Origin of the sequence: Vibrio sp. 10N.286.55.E10 (assembly GCF_002872555.1) — a bacterium.
Classification (GTDB): Bacteria; Pseudomonadota; Gammaproteobacteria; order Enterobacterales; family Vibrionaceae; genus Vibrio; species Vibrio crassostreae.
This window is the reverse complement of the sequence record NZ_MCSD01000016.1, coordinates 1-20,854: the sequence shown is the minus strand read 5'-3', so window position 1 is coordinate 20,854 and position 20,854 is coordinate 1. Positions and strand designations below refer to the sequence as shown.

At 45.3% G+C, this 20,854-nt stretch carries 17 protein-coding genes; 9 read left to right on the top strand and 8 right to left on the bottom strand.

Annotated features, from left to right (window positions below):
- Positions 1-264 precede the first annotated feature (264 nt).
- The 6 genes from ggt to rarD form a co-directional block, all read right to left on the bottom strand.
- Entirely contained in the window at positions 265-2,022 is a 1,758-nt protein-coding gene (gene ggt, locus BCV39_RS11610; RefSeq protein ID WP_102433030.1) for a gamma-glutamyltransferase, read from the bottom strand.
- A 91-nt stretch (positions 2,023-2,113) separates the two neighbouring features.
- Entirely contained in the window at positions 2,114-2,776 is a 663-nt protein-coding gene (locus BCV39_RS11605; RefSeq protein WP_048662855.1) for a LysE family translocator, read from the bottom strand.
- Positions 2,777-2,874: 98 nt separating this feature from the next.
- Positions 2,875-3,669, bottom strand: coding sequence for an AraC family transcriptional regulator (locus tag BCV39_RS11600; protein WP_102433031.1), 795 nt, complete (start codon positions 3,667-3,669; stop codon positions 2,875-2,877).
- Positions 3,670-3,844: 175 nt separating this feature from the next.
- On the bottom strand, positions 3,845-5,608 hold the full coding sequence (locus tag BCV39_RS11595) for a DUF1501 domain-containing protein (protein WP_102433032.1): 1,764 nt from the start codon (positions 5,606-5,608) through the stop codon (positions 3,845-3,847).
- A 3-nt stretch (positions 5,609-5,611) separates the two neighbouring features.
- The gene (locus tag BCV39_RS11590) at positions 5,612-7,114 is read right to left on the bottom strand and encodes a DUF1800 family protein (RefSeq protein ID WP_102433033.1); all 1,503 of its coding nucleotides are present in this window, start codon (positions 7,112-7,114) and stop codon (positions 5,612-5,614) included.
- Between the two features lie 366 nt (positions 7,115-7,480).
- Complete coding sequence (gene rarD, locus BCV39_RS11585; RefSeq protein ID WP_102433034.1) at positions 7,481-8,386, bottom strand: EamA family transporter RarD; 906 nt, start codon at positions 8,384-8,386, stop codon at positions 7,481-7,483.
- Positions 8,387-8,565: 179 nt separating this feature from the next.
- On the opposite strand from rarD, the gene recQ reads away from it, so the two are divergent.
- The 3 genes from recQ to BCV39_RS11570 all read left to right on the top strand — a co-directional run bounded on the left by recQ (position 8,566) and on the right by BCV39_RS11570 (position 11,677).
- Positions 8,566-10,404 (top strand): ATP-dependent DNA helicase RecQ, encoded by a 1,839-nt coding sequence (gene recQ / locus BCV39_RS11580; RefSeq protein ID WP_055319881.1) that lies wholly within the window; start codon positions 8,566-8,568, stop codon positions 10,402-10,404.
- Positions 10,405-10,482: 78 nt separating this feature from the next.
- The gene (locus tag BCV39_RS11575) at positions 10,483-10,794 is read left to right on the top strand and encodes a DUF3630 family protein (protein WP_009848192.1); all 312 of its coding nucleotides are present in this window, start codon (positions 10,483-10,485) and stop codon (positions 10,792-10,794) included.
- 211 nt (positions 10,795-11,005) lie between these two features.
- The gene (locus BCV39_RS11570; RefSeq protein WP_055319880.1) at positions 11,006-11,677 is read left to right on the top strand and encodes a 7-cyano-7-deazaguanine/7-aminomethyl-7-deazaguanine transporter; all 672 of its coding nucleotides are present in this window, start codon (positions 11,006-11,008) and stop codon (positions 11,675-11,677) included.
- Positions 11,678-11,774: 97 nt separating this feature from the next.
- Here the strand turns inward: BCV39_RS11570 and gppA are convergent, their stop codons facing one another.
- Both gppA and rhlB read right to left on the bottom strand, forming a co-directional pair.
- The gene (gene gppA, locus BCV39_RS11565) at positions 11,775-13,268 is read right to left on the bottom strand and encodes a guanosine-5'-triphosphate,3'-diphosphate diphosphatase (protein WP_102433035.1); all 1,494 of its coding nucleotides are present in this window, start codon (positions 13,266-13,268) and stop codon (positions 11,775-11,777) included.
- Between the two features lie 6 nt (positions 13,269-13,274).
- Positions 13,275-14,585, bottom strand: a complete 1,311-nt coding sequence (gene rhlB / locus BCV39_RS11560; RefSeq protein WP_019820068.1) for an ATP-dependent RNA helicase RhlB — start codon at positions 14,583-14,585, stop codon at positions 13,275-13,277.
- 111 nt (positions 14,586-14,696) lie between these two features.
- Between rhlB and trxA the strand changes: the two genes are divergently transcribed.
- From trxA to fre, 6 genes are all read left to right on the top strand, one after another.
- Positions 14,697-15,023 (top strand): thioredoxin TrxA, encoded by a 327-nt coding sequence (trxA, locus tag BCV39_RS11555; RefSeq protein WP_010440700.1) that lies wholly within the window; start codon positions 14,697-14,699, stop codon positions 15,021-15,023.
- A 200-nt stretch (positions 15,024-15,223) separates the two neighbouring features.
- Positions 15,224-16,483, top strand: coding sequence for a transcription termination factor Rho (gene rho, locus BCV39_RS11550; protein ID WP_017062978.1), 1,260 nt, complete (start codon positions 15,224-15,226; stop codon positions 16,481-16,483).
- Positions 16,484-16,594: 111 nt separating this feature from the next.
- The gene (locus BCV39_RS11545) at positions 16,595-17,590 is read left to right on the top strand and encodes a hypothetical protein (protein WP_102433036.1); all 996 of its coding nucleotides are present in this window, start codon (positions 16,595-16,597) and stop codon (positions 17,588-17,590) included.
- Between the two features lie 98 nt (positions 17,591-17,688).
- Entirely contained in the window at positions 17,689-19,530 is a 1,842-nt protein-coding gene (gene ubiD, locus BCV39_RS11540) for a 4-hydroxy-3-polyprenylbenzoate decarboxylase (RefSeq protein WP_102433037.1), read from the top strand.
- Positions 19,527-19,796 carry a 2Fe-2S iron-sulfur cluster-binding protein gene (locus BCV39_RS11535; protein ID WP_008224727.1) on the top strand — a complete coding sequence of 90 codons (270 nt, stop codon included), beginning with the start codon at positions 19,527-19,529 and terminating at the stop codon, positions 19,794-19,796. Before ubiD ends, BCV39_RS11535 begins: the two co-directional genes overlap by 4 nt.
- A 20-nt stretch (positions 19,797-19,816) precedes the next feature.
- Complete coding sequence (gene fre, locus BCV39_RS11530; protein ID WP_048661170.1) at positions 19,817-20,530, top strand: NAD(P)H-flavin reductase; 714 nt, start codon at positions 19,817-19,819, stop codon at positions 20,528-20,530.
- Positions 20,531-20,854: the final 324 nt, after the last annotated feature.

The following is a 20,854-nucleotide window of genomic DNA, read 5'->3' as shown; positions in this document are numbered from 1 at the left end:
ATCCTGAAGATAACCAAGTCCTTGGTGTTTCCTGTTCCGTGTCAGCATCCTTCCGACACCATTCATATTACCGATTCCTTATTTATCAGCAATGGTGCATAAGCGAATTTCTATATAATTATTTGAATGATAAATGTACGTATCTTTTTATTTCAATTGGTTACGATATCTAGGTGACTAATTTCGTCATCAAATATCGATATTTACTCACTGCCTTGTGAGAGATCTCGCACAAGGCAGCGAGTAAAAAGGGAGGGTTATTCCCTACTGACCAATGGCTGCACCTTCACGACGAGGGTCTGCAGCGCCTTCTAAACCATCTTTTGTGATGCGAATCGCGTGTAAACCAGAGTTAAGATCGCGAACGTTGACCTCAAATCCCATCTTTTCTAGCTCAGGTTTGAAGTTTTCCGCTGATGTTCCTTTTTCCAAATCTAGCGTACCGAAACGGTTTAGGAAGTGCGGTTGGTTGATCGCTTGCTGGATATCCATGTCCCACTGGGTATGGGCAATGATCGCTTGCGACACATAACCTATGATACGGCTGCCACCCGGAGAACCAATTGCCATGTAAGGCTTATCGTCTTGCATGATGATGGTCGGTGCCATCGAAGAGCGTGGACGTTTGCCTGGTTCTAATCGGTTCGCGATAGGCTTGCCATCGTTATGAGTTTTGAATGAGAAGTCGGTCAGTTCGTTATTCAGTAGGAAGCCTCTTACCATCAGGCGTGAGCCAAATGCATTCTCAATGGTGGTGGTCATGGATACGACATTGCCATCGCTATCGACAATATTGAAGTGGCTGGTGGACGGCAATTCAATAGATACATCTTTGCTGCGCAGCATGGCATGATCCCACGGTGGGGTACCTGATGGTGCACTGTCTAGTGCCTTTCCAGCAGTAATTAACTGGGCACGTTCCTGCAAATAGTCAGTATTCACTAACCCTTGGGTTGGCATCGGAACGTAATCTTGGTCTGCCATGTACATACCACGGTCTGCAAAGGCTAGACGAGAAGCGTCCGCTAACACTTGCCAAGATCTCGCGTCGTTTGGCCCCCATGATTTAAGATCAAACTGTTCGGTCATCGCTAAGATCTGCCCAACCGTTAATGCACCTGAACTCGGTGGTCCCATTCCGCATATATCGTAACTCTCATACGCGGAACAAACCGGTTCACGTTGCTTAATTGAATACGCATCGAAGTCTTTCTGTGCCAATACGCCAGGATTACCTTTGGCGGTTTGAACTGTATTGATGATGTCAGCGGAAATTTCGCCTTGATAGAAAGCCTTAGCACCATCTTTTGAGATAGCGTTTAACGTTGCCGCGTATTCTGGGTTCTTAAGTAGCGTACCTGCAGTTTTCGGGCTGCCATCGGCATTAAAGAAGTAGGCTTTGGTTGTGGCAAAGCGGCTTAGTCTTTCTTGGTCATTTTCAATCAAGGTGGCTAAACGTGGACTGATGGTAAAACCTTTCTCAGCCAGTTGAGCGATAGGTTTGATTAGGGATGACCATTCTAATTTTCCGTATTTCTGGTGAGTGTCCCACAATAGTTGGACTGTACCCGGTGTAGCAACAGAACGACCACCAACTACGGCATCATAAAACTTAAGTGGTTGACCGTTTTCGTCTTGGAACAGACGTGGTGTTGCATCAAGTGGTGCGGTTTCACGGCCATCGTAGGTTTTGAGTTGCTTGTCCTTGCCATCAAAATAAACAAGGAACGCGCCACCACCAATACCTGATGACTGAGGTTCCACTAAGCCAAGCATAAGCTGCACAGCAACCATGGCGTCAATCGCGTTACCACCACGAGCAAGTACATCGGCTCCCGCTTGGGTCGCCAGTGGGTTAGCCGCAGTGACCATCCAGTCGTTGGCTTTAACGAGTTGTTTGGTTTCTAAACCACTACTTTGTTCGGGAGCGACGGAATCGGCAGCTTGATTTGCCCAACTGACGTGAGAGGCAAAAAGTAGGGTAGAAGTGGCGAGGGTTGTTAGTTTTGTTTTCCACTGCATGATCTTCTCCTTTTAATATGCAGAGCTAGATTGGCAGTGGAAAGATAAGATAGCCAGTATGTTGTTAACGAATTGTAATCTTGATTCGAATTTAAGCGATTAAACCAGACAACGACTGCCAAAGAATACTCAGGCCAATCAGGCTGAATACCACGCCACATAAGCCATCAATGTATACCGTTGCTTCGCTCAGCTTTTTCTGCAGTGCTTTAGTTGAAAGCATCCAAGCCAGTAGCGAGAACCAGAATAGCGAAAGGCCGAATAGGATAAGCAGAGCAAAGCCTTTACCGGATAGAGACATGTCGGCAGGTACTAGGCTCGACATCAAGCTGATAAAGAACACTAATGCTTTTGGGTTGAGAATATTGGTCGCAAAGCCTTTCGAAAATGCTTGGCGCTTGTTGGTTAGAATTAGATCTTTCGAATTGACCGTATCGTCGTCATCGTCGTGGTTCTGAATGATTTGCCAGGTTGCTTTAAGTGCACCGTAGCCTAAGTACAGCAAGTAGCTACCGCCAGCCAATTGGATAATGGCAAATATGGTTGGTTGCTGGTGGACTAGGTAACTGATTCCCGTCAAGCTCAGTAACGAATGCAGCAAGATTCCGCAAGATAAACCAAGCGCAATGTACAAGCCTGTCTGGCGCCCGTGACGCGTCGCATTTTGCACGACTAACGCAAAGTCTGGGCCGGGGCTCATCAAAGCGATGAAGTGGATAGAGGCGAGGGTGATCAGTATGGTGACTTCGTTCATGTCAGTTCTCAATAACGTTGCCGCTATTTTTAAATAAGTAATCGTATTGAGCGTAGCTTACCGTGATTTGAAATCGAGCAATTGTAAATTATCAACACTTAGTTGATTTGTGAGGGTGGTACACCGAATGTGGTTTTGAACGCCTTGGAGAAGTGTGCTTGATCATAGAAGCCCACTTGGTGCGCGACTTTGGTACCACATATCCCAGACTTAATCAGGCGCATGCTCTGCTCCATGCGTAAACGGCTCAGCCAAGCGTATGGGGTAATGCCCATCTTGTTTTTAAAGTGGCGTTGAAACTGTGTGGTGGTGAGATCGCACAATTCAGACAGCTGCTCTAGGCGTACCGGTTGGTCGAGGTTTGCCATCAAATAGTCTTTTAGCGTGTTAACCGACTGAGTACCAAGTTGCACCTGAGTTTTCGATCCAAACTGAGCGTAACGATCAACTATTGTCGAGAATCCTTCGAACGGTAGGCAATCTTGAGCGAGTTGGCTGATGTTTGGATTGATAAGTAGCCCATGAAGGTTGCACAATTGTAAAAAAGTCGCTTGATCGGAGAGGATCAACTCCGAGAAGCCTAAAGCGTGACCATTTCCGCTGTGATCGGCAAGATCGCCCAACCATTGCGGCGAGACAGCAAACACACTCACTTGGTAGCCAGATTCTAGCTTTGAATGGCCATCGTGCAGTTCATCAGGTGGCATGATAACAACTTGGCCAGCACCAACATGGTGGCTCGTCCCTTTATAGGCGAATTTTTGCTGCCCTTGGGTAATCAAACCGATGTGAAAGTCCAAATGATAGTGGCGCTGAAAGGCAAACTCTTGGTATTGAGCTTGGATCAGGCTGATATCTTGGCTAGGTGTCGAATAGTAGTGGACTTTATCCATGGCATAAAAAAGCTTGGTTAAATTATCATCAATTCAACCAAGCTTATCTTCGTATTCAGCGATTGTCTTGTAAAAAACGATCAGTACTAGTGGTTTCTGACAGAGTTTTTATAGGGTCGATCCTTTAAAGAGAAAGAGAATAAAAGCTTTTTCTGATTATTGAAGTGTCGTGATACTAATAACCGACCACTTTGAGTTCTTGGAAGTTATTCCATAGAACTAAGCTTGAAACATCGCCATTATTACCGTTACAAGTGAGGCGAATAAACTTAACCGATGCTCTATTAACGGCTTGTTCCACCAAATTGGTTGTGGTTCCAGGCGTCAAGACGTTGGTTACCAGACCGAAGTTGATGCCATCGCTACTCACTTCGAGATCAAATAGGTATTGTCGAACATCCCCTTTAGCTTGAGAGTAGAGAAGCTTAGTGACGTTCGCTGCCGTGCTAAGTTCAATTAGATATTGAATACCTTGCCCTTTCGCCGTCCACTTGGTTGTACTGTCTCCGTCTACGGCCATTTGCGGTGTATGGTCGACGCGAGTTTCAGTGGCACTGACGTTGGCAATGGATAGTTCGTTTTCCTGTCCTTCCTGATGATAGTCTCCCAGAACGCCAAGATATCGACTAGCAAATGGATTGCTGTTGGCTGGCGAAAGCGAAGGGAAAATGACATCCACACCTTGTTCACTCAACCCCATCCAACGACATAAGGTCGCAGCAAGTTGTTCTGAGGATTGGCTCGGGATAAATTTATTGCCCCAAGCATCTTGACCATCTTTGATAAATTCGGGGTATCGCCCATAGCTGTTACCTCCATTGACGGCATTACCGACCACTAGTTGATTACTTCCCCAACCATGGTCGGTGCCTGATTTACTGTTGTTTTCTATGGTTCGCCCAAAATCTGACATGGTCGATGTCACAACACTGTCTTCCAAGCCAAGTTCAGCAAGAGAGGCATGGAAAGCGCTAACGGCTTGGTCGATGGTAGAAAGAAGCCCATCATGGCGTCCTCGTTGGTTGCTGTGATTATCAAATCCACCAATATTAACAAAAAAGACCTGACGGCTATGACCGAGATCGGATGATGCTTGGATCATTCGTCTGACCATTTTTAGCTGTGAGCCTAATGAGCTACTTGGAATGGAGCCGTCTTCTGGGTATGAATCGAGCACGAGTTGGATTTCCTGCTGGAAATCTAATATGCCTTTCAGCCGTTTTGTATACTCTTGTTTGAACGGTGAACCGTAAGGTGCATTAACTAATTTGATGAAGTTATTGTTTATTGCACTTGAATGCCCAAGAGCATCCATAGCTCTTACACCACCAGAAGACATTGAGATATCTTTAGAATTTGCGCCAGTTAATAGTTCATTTCCAGCAAATGAAATGGAGTCGGAAATGATCGCTGTTTCACTGCGAAGGACATCCATCATCATTCCTGCCCAACCGTAGCTATGGTAACCATTATCTCCCCAACTCGACTGCCAAGCGGCTTGTTGTTTATTGTGGGCCCCAAGATTCGATGGCTTCCTGACATCGTAAAGGTTGGATTTGTTGGTTGGCTCTACTAATGGTCCTACGTTAACTATGGCTGCGGCTTGGCCTGAACTCATCATGCTGGCAAGGTTAGACATGCTGGCGTTGATGCCAAGCGCTTGCCCAGATTCTGTGCTTGGAATAGCTAAGATTTCAGAGCTGGCGAGTTGGATGTTTGGTCTCGCGGTTTGGTAGTTACTTTGGTTGTTAGCGTCGGTAGGCACGATCATATTGAACGAGTCATTTCCGCCATGTAAGAAAAGACAGATTAACGCTTTATATCCACCTTGTTCATTAGCAAAGGCGCTGCTGACTGGGATGGATAAAGAGAGTGGGACCATCCCAGATACGGCTGTACCTGAGGCACCTTTGAGAAAACTTCTGCGTGTAATTGACATAATCTACTCCTGAACCATGAAATCGGGTGAAATGAACGCCATGAACAGCATCTTGGGTACTGCGTAATATTTGTTCCCATGACCGTGATAGATAGTGGATAGTAGGTCAGTAATTTCCTGGGATGCTTGTCCATTGAGAATGCGTAAATTAATCGCTTGAATAAGCTCAGTTTCATTTTCTGCCCTCGCTAAATCTTCTAAATCAGAAGGAGCAATATAGAGCTCTTTATTGTTGTTGCTATTTCCACGGTTCTGCCCAAAGTCTTTGAGTGTTCTGTAAAAAATGTTGTTCATGTCGATAAGTTGATTCCAGTCAATAATCTCTAACTCGGGTGCTGTTAGGCCTGCATCTGCAAGCGCGCCTTGTGGGCTGTGACTCGGCTGATAAAAATTAAATACCGAATTAGACCCAAGTGGGTACTGATTAAAGCTTTCTTTATAGTTCATTGGGTCATAAACAATATCTCCGCTGCCACCTACGTACGCTTCCATTGCTCTATAGAGATAGGTCATCGCTAGGATAGGCTCTCTGACTTTGGTGACATTGATATCACTAGTTTTGAGTAACTCTGAGTCGGTTAAAATTGCTTTGATCACCGAGCCTAAATTTCCACCTGAATTAATAAATTCAGCGGATACGCGAGAAACGTACGCTTGAGTTGGGTTGGAGGTCGTTAACTGTTTAATCAGCATTATTGAAATAAAAGGCGCGACATTGGTATGGGTGGTGATTTGGGCAATGAATTGGTCAAGATCTTCTTCAGCAGTTTGGCCGGGAGGGTAATACTGACCAAGTACCCATTTTTCATCCATGTCATGCAGTGAGTTGTCTGCAGTCATGGGTTCAAGCGTATTGTTATTGGTGATATCCCAACCGGTACAGACTCTTGCAGCACCTTCTACATCGACATCATCATACGTCTCGATAACGCTACCATCTGGGTAAGTGGCTTGAGTTCCATCTTGGTTTAACTCATAAAGCCCAATGGTAAAGAGTTGCATGACTTCTCTGGCGTAATTCTGATCGGGCGCTTGTCCGGTCACGCTTTCCGGTTTATTACCATTCATGGTGAGATACTGTCCCATAGCAGGAGAGAGAGTGATGTGCTTAAGTAGCGTAGCAAATGATTCAAAGGCATTGTCGGCAAGCAAATCATAGTAATTTGCTAACGCTTCTGGATCGGTAGCAAGGTTGGCATCTTTTTCACTGACTACAAATATTTGACTTAGCGCGAACGCGATCCGTTGACGTAGTTGTGCTTCGTCCCATAACGCAGTGTCAAACCATGCCCCTACACGACACTCCTGATTTGGGTTGGTGAGATTCCTTCGGTTCGCTTGATGATAAGTTCGCTCAAGATGGCGCATGTAGGGTTTAGCAATTTGTTGATCTATCCAATAAGAACGATCGTCTTGTTCTTTAAACGCATTTAACTCCGATTGACGAACCCCCATGGTTGCCAAGTCTAAGAATCGAGAAGCCTGTTGGTGAGTTAAGTTATCCATATGATTTCCTCTAGCCAAATAGTGATCCCCAGAAAATGAATAGCTGGTTTCCAGTTATATTTCTGGTGTATTAAGGATTAGTTGCTAGAAGGAGGTGAATCTAGTCAGAAGTTGAGGGCTTCCCGAGAGTGTGAACCTGTGTGAAAACTCCAATGAAATGCTCGGTGTTTCATATTAAAATGTTGAAGTGGAATGCTATCTATGTGTATGAATTTACTGGATAGATCAATTCGGTGAATGTCACTTAGAGTTACTTTGAGTCATTTGTTGTGAGTGGGCTGTAGCAGGGCTTATAGCTAAAGGGGGGCGAGCTTGGTGTGATTACCAAGCTCTGATTTGATGTTTAGGTTGATTATACGCTTGAGGTTAGAGCTGCTTTTTGCTCTTTTTATTCGCTCGATACGCATCAAAGGTAAAGACAAGCAGCGCGCCCCAGATAAAGGCGAAGGTGACTACTTTATCTTGGGTGAATGCTTCTCCATAAATCAGCACGGCCAGCAGTAGCATCAAGCTTGGGCCTATGTACTGGAAGAAACCGAGTGTCGATAGCTTCAAGCGAGTTGCAGCGCCAGTAAAACACAGCAGTGGAATGGTTGTAATAACACCTGCAGCAATCAGTAATAGGTTGAGTTGCATCGGGTTTATTGATAAGTCTGAAGTTGGGCTATCAGCAATAAACAGTAAGTAGGTAGCTGCGAGAGGTAGCATCACCAGAGTTTCAATGAACAATCCTGTTTGCGCTTCTAAGCTGACTTTCTTACGTAGCAAGCCATAAAAACCAAAGCTGAAGGCTAGGGCAATGGCGACGATCGGCACTGAGCCAAATGCAATCAGTTGGACTAATACACCAATGGCAGCCAGAGCAACCGCAAACCATTGTAGTTTACGCAAGCGTTCGCCTAGGAAGAGCATACCGAGCAACACGTTAATCAGCGGGTTGATGTAATACCCTAAACTGGCATCAAGCATGTGATTGGAGTTGACCGCCCAGATAAAGATCAGCCAGTTGGCACCCACTAAAGTAGAGGTCGCCACCAAATAGAGCATTTTTGGTTTTGATGTCAAGGTGTCGCGAACTTTACGCCAGCTGCGGCCAATGTGTAGTAAAAAAGCGAGTAGGAAAAAAGACCATACTACACGGTGGCTAAGGATCTCTAACGGGGAAACGTCACTTAAAGATTTGAAATATATAGGGGCGATACCCCACATGGTGTAAGCACCGACAGCAAGCAAAATACCTTGGCGCGTACGTTGTTGTTCTTCTGGAGTCATGCATCTTTCTCTAGCACAGAGTGCTTATTAATAAGATTTATAAGAGAGTTGGTCAGTATAGGAGCGATAACCCTTTTCACCTAACAATTTGCGGTTTAATTCACCAGCGTTCCCCTCTACAATGTGCGACTTGCTTGCCGAAGATGCTTGCTGATTTCATACCTCGATTAGGAACCACAATGACCGCCACTCTGATTGCTGAGCAAATACCAACTCCCGCGAATGATGCGCAAACCATCTTACAAGATGTGTTTGGCTATCAAAGCTTTCGCGATGGTCAGCAAGAGGTCATTGACCTGGCCGTTGAAGGCAAAGACAGCTTGGTGATAATGCCAACCGGTGGTGGTAAATCACTGTGTTACCAAATCCCCGCCTTGGTTCGTGAAGGTCTGACTCTGGTTATCTCACCGCTGATCTCGCTGATGAAAGACCAAGTCGACCAACTGAAGGCCAATGGTGTTGCAGCTGAGTGTATTAACTCTTCCATGCCCCGTGACCAGTTGCTGAATGTGTTCAATCGTATGAATTCAGGCCAATTGAAGATGGTTTACGTATCACCAGAGCGTGTGTTGATGCGTGACTTTATCGAGCGTCTGCAAGGTTTACCGCTTTCGATGATTGCGGTAGACGAGGCGCACTGTATCTCTCAATGGGGACATGACTTCCGCCCGGAATACGCATCATTAGGTCAACTTAAGCAATATTTCCCGCATGTGCCTTATATGGCGCTGACGGCAACCGCTGATGATGCAACACGTAAAGACATTATTTCGCGTCTGCAGCTGGTGGATCCACATACCTACTTGGGCAGCTTCGACCGTCCTAACATTCGCTACAACCTCGTCGAGAAGCATAAGCCCGTGTCACAGGTGGTTCGCTACTTAGAAACACAGAAAGGCAATTGCGGCATTATCTATTGTGGTAGCCGTAAGAAAGTGGAGATGGTGACTGAGAAGCTGTGCAACAACGGTATTCGCGCCGCGGGTTATCACGCTGGTATGGACACCGATGAGCGTGCTTACGTTCAAGAAGCCTTCCAACGTGATGATATTCAGATCGTTGTCGCGACTGTAGCTTTCGGTATGGGTATCAACAAACCCAATGTGCGCTTTGTGGTGCACTTTGATATCCCGCGCAACATTGAATCTTACTATCAAGAGACAGGCCGTGCGGGTCGTGATGGCTTGCCTGCTGAAGCTATGATGTTGTTTGATCCGGCTGATATGGGTTGGCTACGTCGTATGCTGGATGAGAAGGAAGAAGGCCCACAAAAACAAGTTGAGATGCACAAGCTAAACGCGATGAGTGCCTTTGCTGAAGCACAAACCTGTCGTCGTCAGGTTCTGCTTAACTACTTTGGTGAATATCGTGAGAAGCAATGTGGCAACTGCGATATCTGCCTCGATCCACCCAAGCATTTTGATGCGACCCAAGAAGCGCAGAAGGCATTGTCTTGTGTGTACCGTGTGAATCAGTCGTTCGGTATGGGCTATGTGGTTGAAGTGATGCGCGGTATGCAGAACATCCGTGTCCGCGATAATGGTCATGACAAGCTCTCTACCTATGGCATTGGCCGCGACCACAGCCATGATTACTGGATCAGTATCTTCCGTCAGTTAATCCATAAAGGTTTGTTGTTCCAGAACATCACCCGTAATTCGACTTTACAGTTAACAGAAGAAGCGCGTCCGCTACTGCGTGGTGAGATGTCTTTGGAATTGGCGGTGCCTCGTTTGGATACGGCGGTGCGTAATGCTAAGTCCGATAAACTCAGCAGCAAGAATTACGATAAGAAGTTGTTTGCCAAACTGCGTAAGCTGCGTAAGTCGATTGCTGATGAAGATGGTTTGCCACCTTATGTGGTATTCAGTGATGCGACCTTGATTGATATGGCTGAAGTACTGCCTACCTCATACGGTGAGATGCTGGCGGTTAACGGTGTTGGTCAGCGTAAACTCGATAAGTACGCAGACCCATTCTTAGATTTGATTCAAGAACACATCACGACACACGGCTAATTTTCAGGATCGTTTTCAGATAAGTCATAGTTTATAAAAGCGATTGGATCATAGAACAAGAATAAGGTTGATAGGGACATGACGACACCAACAGAATTTGGCTTAAGAGAGTATTTGGCTGAGGAAGGACGTTTATTGATTACGTCTCCAAGTTTTGATTTTGATTCTTATGAAGTATTAGGTGAAAAGCTAGTGGCATTGTTATCTGCTTCTGTGGTTGAAAAACAATGGGACGCTGACATGCACTCTTGGTTGATTGATTTTGAAGATTGTCGGATGTTCTTAAAGTCTGAGCATTACAGTGAATCAATCTGGTTTGAGTCGCTAAACGCTGAAGAAAGCAGAGAAGAGTTTGATTATCTCGCGACGCTTTTCAAACGCGGTTTTTAACTTCGCTCACCAATAAAAGTGAGAATAAACGTTTGCGTCTGTTCTCACCATTGCAGCCAATATTGATTAATGTATAATCGCCCGCCGCTCGATAGAGCAAATTTTAGAAACATTTTAAATTCACATTATTGGTAAGAGCTTTCTTAGTTTATTCGAAGAAATGACTCGATTTGGGTTCCCTCACCCCCAAACCAAACTAAAAAGGTACAGCATGAGTAACTTTACCCCTGCGCAACAGCGCAAAGCCCTAGCACTATTAGTTTTGTTCCATTTAGTCATCATTGCGTCAAGCAACTATCTGGTTCAGCTACCTTTTACCGTTTTCGGTATGCACACCACTTGGGGTGCTTTCACTTTCCCGTTTATCTTCCTAGCGACTGATCTGACTGTACGCATTTTTGGTGCGCAGCTTGCTCGTAAAATCATTTTCTTAGTGATGCTACCTGCACTGGCAGTTTCTTACTTTTTGTCAGTGGTGTTCTTTGAAGGTTCATTCCAAGGGTTTAACCAACTAGGCGAGTTCAACCTGTTTGTTGCACGTATCGCCGCGGCGAGCTTCATGGCTTACCTGCTTGGTCAGATTTTGGATGTGCATGTTTTCAACCGCTTACGTCAGCTTAAACAGTGGTGGGTTGCCCCAACGTGTTCAACGTTGTTCGGTAATGCGATTGATACCATCGCTTTCTTTGCGATTGCTTTCTACCAAAGCCCAGATCCATTCATGGCTGAACACTGGACTGAGATTGCACTGGTTGATTACGGCTTCAAACTTATCATCAGCTTAGGTTTATTCGTTCCGATGTACGGCGTGCTTTTGAACTACATCGTTAAAAAGCTGACGGCGGTAAACCCAGACTTTAAAGCGACAGGCGTGAACGTTTAAGGATTCAGGTTAGAAACGCATTAATGCCAAGATAAGAAAAAGCCCAAGTTAGTCTACTAACTTGGGCTTTTTTAATGTCTAGCGTCAGATATTAATATCAGAGGCATTCAATATTCAGTGGCCAGCCAATATCGGTTTGTCTATTCGACTCGATATCTAGTTCTGCAGCAGTAAGCGGGTTATCTGCTAACCATTGCTTAGAAAGCGTTAAAGTTAGATTGTTATCATCCGTCGTCAGCTTGAACTCAGGTTCTAGCGCTGGATTACGACGGTGAGTCAACAAAATAGCCAAACGCAGAATACGTAAGATACGTTTGCTACTCGTTCCTGAGATTGCGTGCTGCTCTGGCAATGAGGTTAACTGCTCGCGGTAGCGACGAGTTAACTCACCCAAGTAGTGCTTTTGCGCTCGAGTAAAGCCTGGTAGGTCTAAGTTCTGCAGTAGGTAAGCGCTGTGCTCGCCGCCTTTTTTGAAATCGATGGTTAAACCAATCTCATGAAGCTTAGCTGCAGTTTGCAGTAGGACACCAGCTTGAGGTTCTGAAACCCACGCTTCGGCGCCCGCTTGATCTAACAGCGTTTGTGCAACTACAGCAACTTGTTCACCGTAGCTTACGTCCATTTGATAGCGCGATTGAACACTCTTGATGGTACGTGCACGGATGTCTTCTTGGCGCAGCTCATCAACCATCTCGTAGGCTAGGCCTTCACGGAGTGCACCGCCTGCGAGTGTCATTGAATCTATTTCAAGCAACTCAAAAATAGCAATAAGAATAGAAAGGCCACTCGGGAACACTAATGCGCGTTCAAGAGTCAGTCCTTCGATTTCTAGCTCTTCCAAGCGCTCAGTAATCATGGCTTGTTTTTGTAGGCGCTTAAGTTTGGCATGAGTAATTACTTCATCCATGCCTTGAGCCAACATGATTTCTTGCAGTGCCTGAACAGTACCACTGGCACCCACACACACATCCCATCCGATATCAGTGTAGCTATCGAGGATAGGAGCTAACGTCGACTTCGCCGCTTCAATGGCGTTGTTAAAGTTAGTTGCGGTTAATTGGCGATCTTTAAAGTGGCGCTCAAGCCAAGTAACACAGCCCATCTTTAGGCTGGTTAGTGCTTTCGCTGAGAAGCCTTCACCAATGATCATCTCGGTGCTTGCGCCACCAATATCAACAACCAGTCGGCGGCCGCTGCCACCAGAAGTGTGCGCTACGCCTTTATAGATAGTCGCAGCTTCTTCTTCACCAGAGATAACATTGATGTCGTAACCAAGGATCTGGTTCGCTTTCTTTAGAAAGATATCCACATTGATAGCGGTACGTAGGGTCGCTGTACCGACAATGCGGATATTTTCTTTCGGAATATCTTGCAGTCGCTCTGCAAAGAGACTCAAACAGTCCCAACCGCGCTGCATGGCTTCAGTACTAAGCGCATTATTTTCATCTAAGCCTGCAGCTAAACGCACTTTGCGCTTAATTTTAGCCATGGTTTGTACGCTGCCATCGATATGACGCACAACGAGCATATGAAAACTGTTCGACCCGAGGTCGATTGCAGCGTAAAGCGGGGGTGACACTGTTTGACTCATAAGCGACTAAGCTTCCTTGTTATGACGCGGTTGGCGTGGGCGACGGTTTTGGTTTGGCTTACGGTTACCGTTGCGTGGGCCATTGTTGTTTGAACGGCGCTGTTGCGGGTTACGTGTGCGTAAGCGCAATGGTGCTGGTAGATCTTCTAGTAGTGCAGAAGAGTCGTAGTCAGACACAGGGATAGCGTGCTCAATGTATTCTTCGATTGGTGGCAAGTTGATTGCGTAATCTTCACAAGCAAAGCTGATCGAGTGACCACTTGCGCCAGCACGACCTGTACGGCCGATACGGTGAACGTAATCTTCACAGTCGTCTGGTAGGTCGAAGTTGAATACGTGTGTTACTTGAGGAATGTGTAGGCCACGTGCTGCAACGTCGGTTGCGACAAGCAGGTCAACATCACCTTTAGTGAATTGCTCAAGAATCTTTTCACGTTTCTTTTGAGGAACATCGCCAGTTAGCAGGCCAACGCGGTGACCATCTGCAGCTAGGTGACCCCAAACAGACTCACACTTGTGTTTAGTGTTAGCGAAGATGATAGCGCGCTCTGGCCATTCTTCTTCAACTAGCGTCTGTAGCAGTGCCATTTTGTGTTCGTTTGATGGGTAGAATAGCTCTTCCTGAATACGGTGACCTGTTTTACGCTCTGGCTCAACAACAACATGCTCTGGGTTGTGCATGTGTTCGAACGCTAGTTCTTGTACGCGGTAAGACAATGTCGCAGAGAACAGCATGTTCAGGCGATCTTTTGGCTCAGGCATACGGCGGAACAAGAAGCGGATGTCTTTGATGAAACCAAGATCGAACATGCGATCGGCTTCGTCAAGAACAACAGCTTGAATGTGGTTAAGGTTAAATACCTTTTGCTTGTAGAAATCGATGATGCGGCCAGTCGTACCAATTAAGATATCTGCGCCTTCTTCGATCTTACCTAGTTGCTTGTCGTAGCTTTCGCCACCGTAAGCAAGTGCTGCCTTGATACCTGTGCTTTCAACCAGAGAGTCAGCATCGTTGTAGATCTGAATCGCGAGTTCACGCGTTGGTGCCATAATAATCGCACGTGGCTGGTTAGGCTTACGCCCTTCATGCTCAGGTGTTTTTAGCAGGTGGTTAAAAGTAGCAGTAAGAAACGCAAGCGTTTTACCAGTACCCGTTTGGGCCTGGCCTGCAATGTCTTGGCCGGTGAGCAGTACCGGGAGCGCCAAGGCTTGGATAGGGGTACAATAATCGAACCCTTTTTTCTCCAATCCTTCAATGACTTGCGGAAGTAAATCCAAGTCGGCGAACTTTTGCTCTGTGATATGCGTCTTTTTCATTGCTATAGAATATCAGCTTAAGCTTGCAATACGAAAGTAAATACATTCCAATAGGGCATCTATTTACTGGTTATCATCCAACCAGTTCTAAAAAACACATTGGAGTGGAAGATGAGTGATAAGATTTTGCAGCTAACTGATGACGGTTTTGATAACGATGTAATCAACGCTGCAGGCCCTGTTCTTGTTGATTTTTGGGCAGAATGGTGTGGTCCATGTAAAATGATTGCGCCGATTCTTGACGAAATCGCAGACGAGTACGAAGGCAAGCTCACAATCGGTAAATTAAATATCGACCAAAATGCTGGTACTCCACCAAAATTTGGTATTCGCGGCATTCCAACGCTACTTCTTTTCAAAGATGGCGGCGTAGCAGCGACTAAAGTTGGTGCATTATCTAAAACTCAACTTAAAGAGTTCTTAGACGCTAACCTTTAATCAGGTCAGCATTTGAAAAGAAACCGTGCAGTTAACAAATGCGCGGTTTTGTTTTTTCTAAGCTATGGACTAGTCTTAGTTTTAGTGCTAATTTATCGCACGTTAATTGAACGAATTTCTCTTCTTGGTCGATCCTGTGACCAAATCCTTCTTAACTTAAGAAAACAGATCCTATTTTGACTAAACAAACTTCCACCACTATGAATCTTACTGAACTGAAGAACAGACCTGTGTCTGAGCTTGTTAAACTTAGCGAAAGCTTAGGTCTTGAAAATCAAGCTCGCCTAAGAAAACAAGACATTATCTTCTCCATCCTTAAAGCGCATGCAAAAAGTGGTGAAGACATCTTTGGTGATGGTGTTCTAGAAATTCTTCAAGACGGTTTTGGTTTCCTACGTAGCGCCGACAGTTCATACCTGGCTGGCCCAGATGATATCTACGTATCTCCAAGCCAAATTCGTCGTTTTAACCTTCGCACAGGTGACTCTATTGGCGGTAAAATCCGTCCACCTAAAGATGGCGAACGTTACTTTGCACTGCTTAAAGTAAACACGGTTAACTACGACAAGCCAGACAACGCTCGTAACAAGATTCTTTTCGAAAACCTTACTCCTCTTCACGCCAACGAACGTATGGTGATGGAAGCGGGTAATGGCGCAACTGAAGATATTACGGCTCGTATTCTTGACCTTGCATCTCCGATTGGTAAAGGTCAGCGTGGTCTGATTGTTGCTCCGCCTAAAGCGGGTAAGACAATGCTTCTGCAAAACATTGCTCAAAGCATTGCTCGTAACCACCCTGAGTGTGAACTAATGGTTCTGCTTATCGATGAGCGTCCAGAAGAAGTAACGGAAATGCAGCGTCTAGTTAAAGGCGAAGTAGTTGCTTCAACATTCGATGAGCCAGCATCTCGCCACGTACAAGTTGCAGAAATGGTTATCGAGAAAGCGAAACGCCTTGTTGAACACAAGAAAGACGTAGTTATCCTACTGGATTCTATTACTCGTCTAGCTCGTGCTTACAACACTGTGATCCCTTCATCAGGTAAAGTTCTTACTGGTGGTGTTGACGCGAATGCTCTACATCGTCCAAAGCGTTTCTTCGGTGCGGCACGTAACGTAGAAGAAGGCGGTAGCTTAACGATCATCGCAACAGCACTGGTTGATACTGGTTCTAAGATGGATGAAGTTATCTACGAAGAATTCAAAGGTACAGGTAACATGGAACTGCACCTTAACCGTAAGATTGCTGAAAAGCGCGTATTCCCAGCTATCGACTTCAATCGTTCTGGTACTCGTCGTGAAGAGCTTCTTACCAAGAACGATGAACTACAGAAGATGTGGATCCTGCGTAAGATTGTTCACCCAATGGGCGAAATCGATGCAATGGAATTCCTTATCGACAAGCTAGCAATGACCAAAACGAACGATGAGTTCTTTGACGCAATGCGTCGTCAGTAATATTGATTAGCTGATCGTTATTTAATAAGCGCTGCCCTCGGGTGGCGCTTTTTATTTGCATTTTGTAGCGGTAGCTTGCAGAATGAGCAAAAGTGTTACAAGGAAGTTAAAATGCAACATGGACTGTTGTCATCATTACTCTTGTCTACTTCACTGTTATTTTCACCGGTTGGTATGAGTTATGCCACCGAGATGTCTCCACTTACAGTAGAGTCTTGGCTTGAGAATGATCAAGTAAAACTGAAAACTGCTGAACTAATCGAGCTTGTCGTACGTGACGAAGTCAATTCACTACGCTTTGCGCTTGAGCGCCTGACATTTCCCCAGCAAGAGGTGGCTCGTTACCAACTCTTGAAGAAGCTTGAACAGCAAAAAATCGTACTCACACCCAAGATGTCTATCTTCATCGAGCAGCAACTCGCTATCACGCCCACTTATCAAGTATTAGAGCGTGGAGATGGTTACGAGTTTACGGTACCTGCCTTTAATTATCCTTCAATTGCTAATCGTCTCATCAAGCAGTGGCGTCAAGATCAGAAGACACTGGTGTTTGTGCTAGATGCAGAGAAGCAGGACCTCGACTTAAAAGAGTGGTTATCTGGATCTGAACATCAAGTTCAAACGCGAGAAGCGCTGCTCATTAGAGAGCTAGATAGTTTGTCTCCTGAAGCGGTTGGTTATCTAACTAAGCAACTCACCGCATCTTCTATTGTTAGCTGGTTACCTTCCACTGAGGTGGTGGTTCGATTAGCGCAAGTGAGCGAAGATCCAGAGGCCTATAAGATTTTATGGCGAATGAAGGCCGATTATCATAGCCAAGCTGAGCTAGTTCGCCTTGCTGACACCAAACAAGCGTTCGCGTTAGAACAAGTAATGGCTGCGACTAAAAATCCGCGTTTGAAAGATGAAGCGATTACCTTGCTCACTAAGGTTAACCCGTTATCAGAAGAGGTGAAGCAGTTTCTTGTCTCTAGGATGGCGATTGCCGATGAAGCCCCATTAGTCGCGCGTGAACTCGCCAAACAAGGTCATACGCGATGGTTGCAAGATCTCGTCAATGATAACCCTCAGGTGAAGAGCTCTTTGATCGAGCAAGCATTACCGTAAAGTGGATTTTGCCTCTCAATAACCACACTAAAAAGGGGGATCTCAGTGTCACCCTTTTTGATATACTGAGCGCAGAATAATCAGCATGTAGAAGTCCTATGAGTTTTAAAGATTTACGTGATTTTATCGACCATCTTGAAAGTATTGGTCAGTTGAAACGCATTTCTCACCCAGTCGATCCAGACTATGAAATGACCGAGATTAGCGACCGTACTCTACGTGCTGGTGGCCCGGCTCTTTTGTTTGAAAATCCAGTAGGCTATGACATGCCTGTTTTGACTAATCTATTTGGTACACCTAATCGGGTTGCTATTGGTATGGGGCGTCAGGAAGTCAAAGAACTGCGCGAAGTGGGTAAGTTGCTTGCTTACCTAAAAGAACCAGAGCCACCAAAAGGCTTTAAAGACGCTCTTGATAAACTGCCTGTGTTTAAGCAAGTCTTAAACATGCCAGCTAAACGCCTTCGCAAAGCGGCTTGCCAACAAGTGGTATGGCAACGCGATGACGTCGACTTAGATAAAATCCCCGTGATGAGCTGTTGGGCTGACGATGTCGCGCCATTGCTAACGTGGGGATTAACGGTTACTCGTGGTCCGAACAAGAAACGCCAAAACTTAGGTATCTATCGTCAGCAGAAGATCGGTAAGAACAAAATCATCATGCGTTGGTTAGCCCACCGTGGTGGCGCGCTGGATCTACGCGATTGGATAGAAACCAACCCAGGTAAACCATTTCCGGTATCGGTAGCATTTGGTGCCGACCCTGCCACCATTCTTGGTGCGGTTACGCCAGTGCCGGATACTTTATCTGAGTACGCGTTTGCAGGCTTACTACGTGGTAGTAAAACTGAGGTCGTTAAATCAATCAGCAACGACTTAGAGGTTCCTGCAAGTGCGGAAATCGTGATGGAAGGTTACATCGACCCGAATGAATTTGCGGATGAAGGGCCTTACGGAGACCATACTGGTTACTACAACGAGAAAGAAAAGCACCATGTGTTTACTATTACTCATGTAACTATGCGCGAAAACCCTATCTATCACAGCACCTATACTGGCCGTCCACCTGATGAGCCTGCGGTATTGGGTGTTGCACTAAATGAAGTGTTTGTGCCTATTCTTCAAAAGCAGTTCCCAGAGATTGAAGATTTTTATCTACCGCCTGAAGGTTGTTCGTACCGAATGGCAGTCGTGACCATGAAGAAGCAATACCCAGGTCACGCCAAGCGAGTGATGATGGGTGTATGGTCTTTCTTACGCCAATTCATGTACACCAAATTTGTATTGGTGTGCGATGAAGATGTCAATGCACGCGATTGGTCTCAAGTAACCGCAGCGATGTGCGAACATATGGATCCGTCACGCGATAGCTTGATGATAGAGAACACGCCGATCGATTCATTGGATTTCGCATCGCCCGTGGTTGGGTTAGGTTCTAAGATGGGCCTAGATATCACTAAGAAGTGGGATGCAGAGTTAGCGCTATCTCCAGATATTCAATCAGCACCTACAAATAGTGAACATATAGAGGGTAGCTTGGCTGAGTTAACTAAGGCTCACCCTGAAATTATTGATATTCACCTACAGAACGACAACGCCAGTATGGTTGTGGTGTCTATTGATAAGCAAGCTACAGGTAATGGTAAGAAAATCATGGAAGCAGTTTGGTCTCAATTTGATGAAAACAAGTTTGTTATCGTGTGTGACGGCGATGTCAACGTGAGTGATTGGAATGACATTATTTGGGCGGTAACGACAAGAATGGATCCGGAGAGAGATACGTTATTCCTACAGAATGAAAATGGACACTCCAAAATGGGTCTCGATGCGACCAATAAGTGGGAAGGTGAATGCCTTCGTGAGTGGGGTGTACCAATCACAAAAGATCCTGATGTCGTCAAAAAGATTGATAGCATCTGGGAACAGCTAGGAATTTCATGAGCTACCAAGTAGTCTTATACCCAGAAAACATCAGTTTCACCGTAGAAAAAGGGCAAACGGTCTTGGATGCTGCGCTCAACAGCGATATCTATTTCCCAAACCGTTGCCAAGTTGGCGCATGCGCAATGTGTATGTGCAAAAAATTAGAAGGGCAAGTGAGTTACCACCTTGAACCCATGCTCACAGAGAAAGAGCAGCAACAAGGCTGGATTTTTGCTTGCCAAGCATTTGCAGAAAGTAATTTAGTTCTAACCTTTGCCGATTAAGGGTTAGTAAGAGGAAGAACATGACTATTAAATGTAAAGTGAAGTCTATCGAGCCTTTGGCTTGTAATACTTACCAAATCCTACTTCACCCAGAAACACCCGTCGCTTTTAAAGCGGGTCAGTATCTGATGGTTGAAATGGGCGAGAAAGATAAGCGCCCATTCTCTATCGCAAGTAGCCCTTGCCGTCACGAAGGTGAACTTGAACTACACATAGGCGCTGCTGAGCACAATGCTTACGCACTAGAAGTGGTTGAAGCGATGAAGAAGGCACAAGCTGAAAATGGCGATATTGCTATTGATGCTCCACACGGAGATGCTTGGATTAAAGAAGAAAGCGATCGCCCTCTATTATTGATTGCTGGTGGTACTGGTTTCAGTTACGTGCGTTCTATTCTGGATCATTGCATCGCGCAAAATAGCTCGAAAGAGATCTACCTATATTGGGGCGCGAAAGATGAGTGCCAGTTATATGCGAAAGAAGAGCTGGTTGGCATTGCAGAAAAGCATAGCAACGTACATTTTGTACCAGTAGTAGAAGAAGCACCGGAAGTGTGGCACGGTCAAACAGGTAATGTGCTTGAGGCTATCACGCAAAGTTTCGAATCATTAGCTGATTTTGATATCTATATTGCAGGTCGTTTTGAAATGGCGGGTGCTGCAAGAGACCTATTTACTCAGAATAAAGAAGCAAAGCGTGCTCATATGTACGCTGATGCTTACGCATTTATCTAACAATACCTTTAGATTTTGAGTAAAAAGAGAGCAGAAATGCTCTCTTTTTTACGTTTAGGTGAACTATTAGGCAGTTAACCCCTATTTATTCATTTTTTATGAAAAAGTAGTTGCTAAGCTGAGAGGGTTCCCTATAATGCGACACCACTGAGACGGCAGACGCCACAAGGCTTCAGCAAGAATCAGTAAGACGGAAAGCGACAAAAAATTAATTTTCAAAAAGTGTTTGACACTGAATGTTAATTCGCTAGAATGGCCGTCCACTTCGAGAGGCTCCTTACTTAAAAGGAACGCTTAAGAAGTTAAGCTCTTTAACAATTTAAA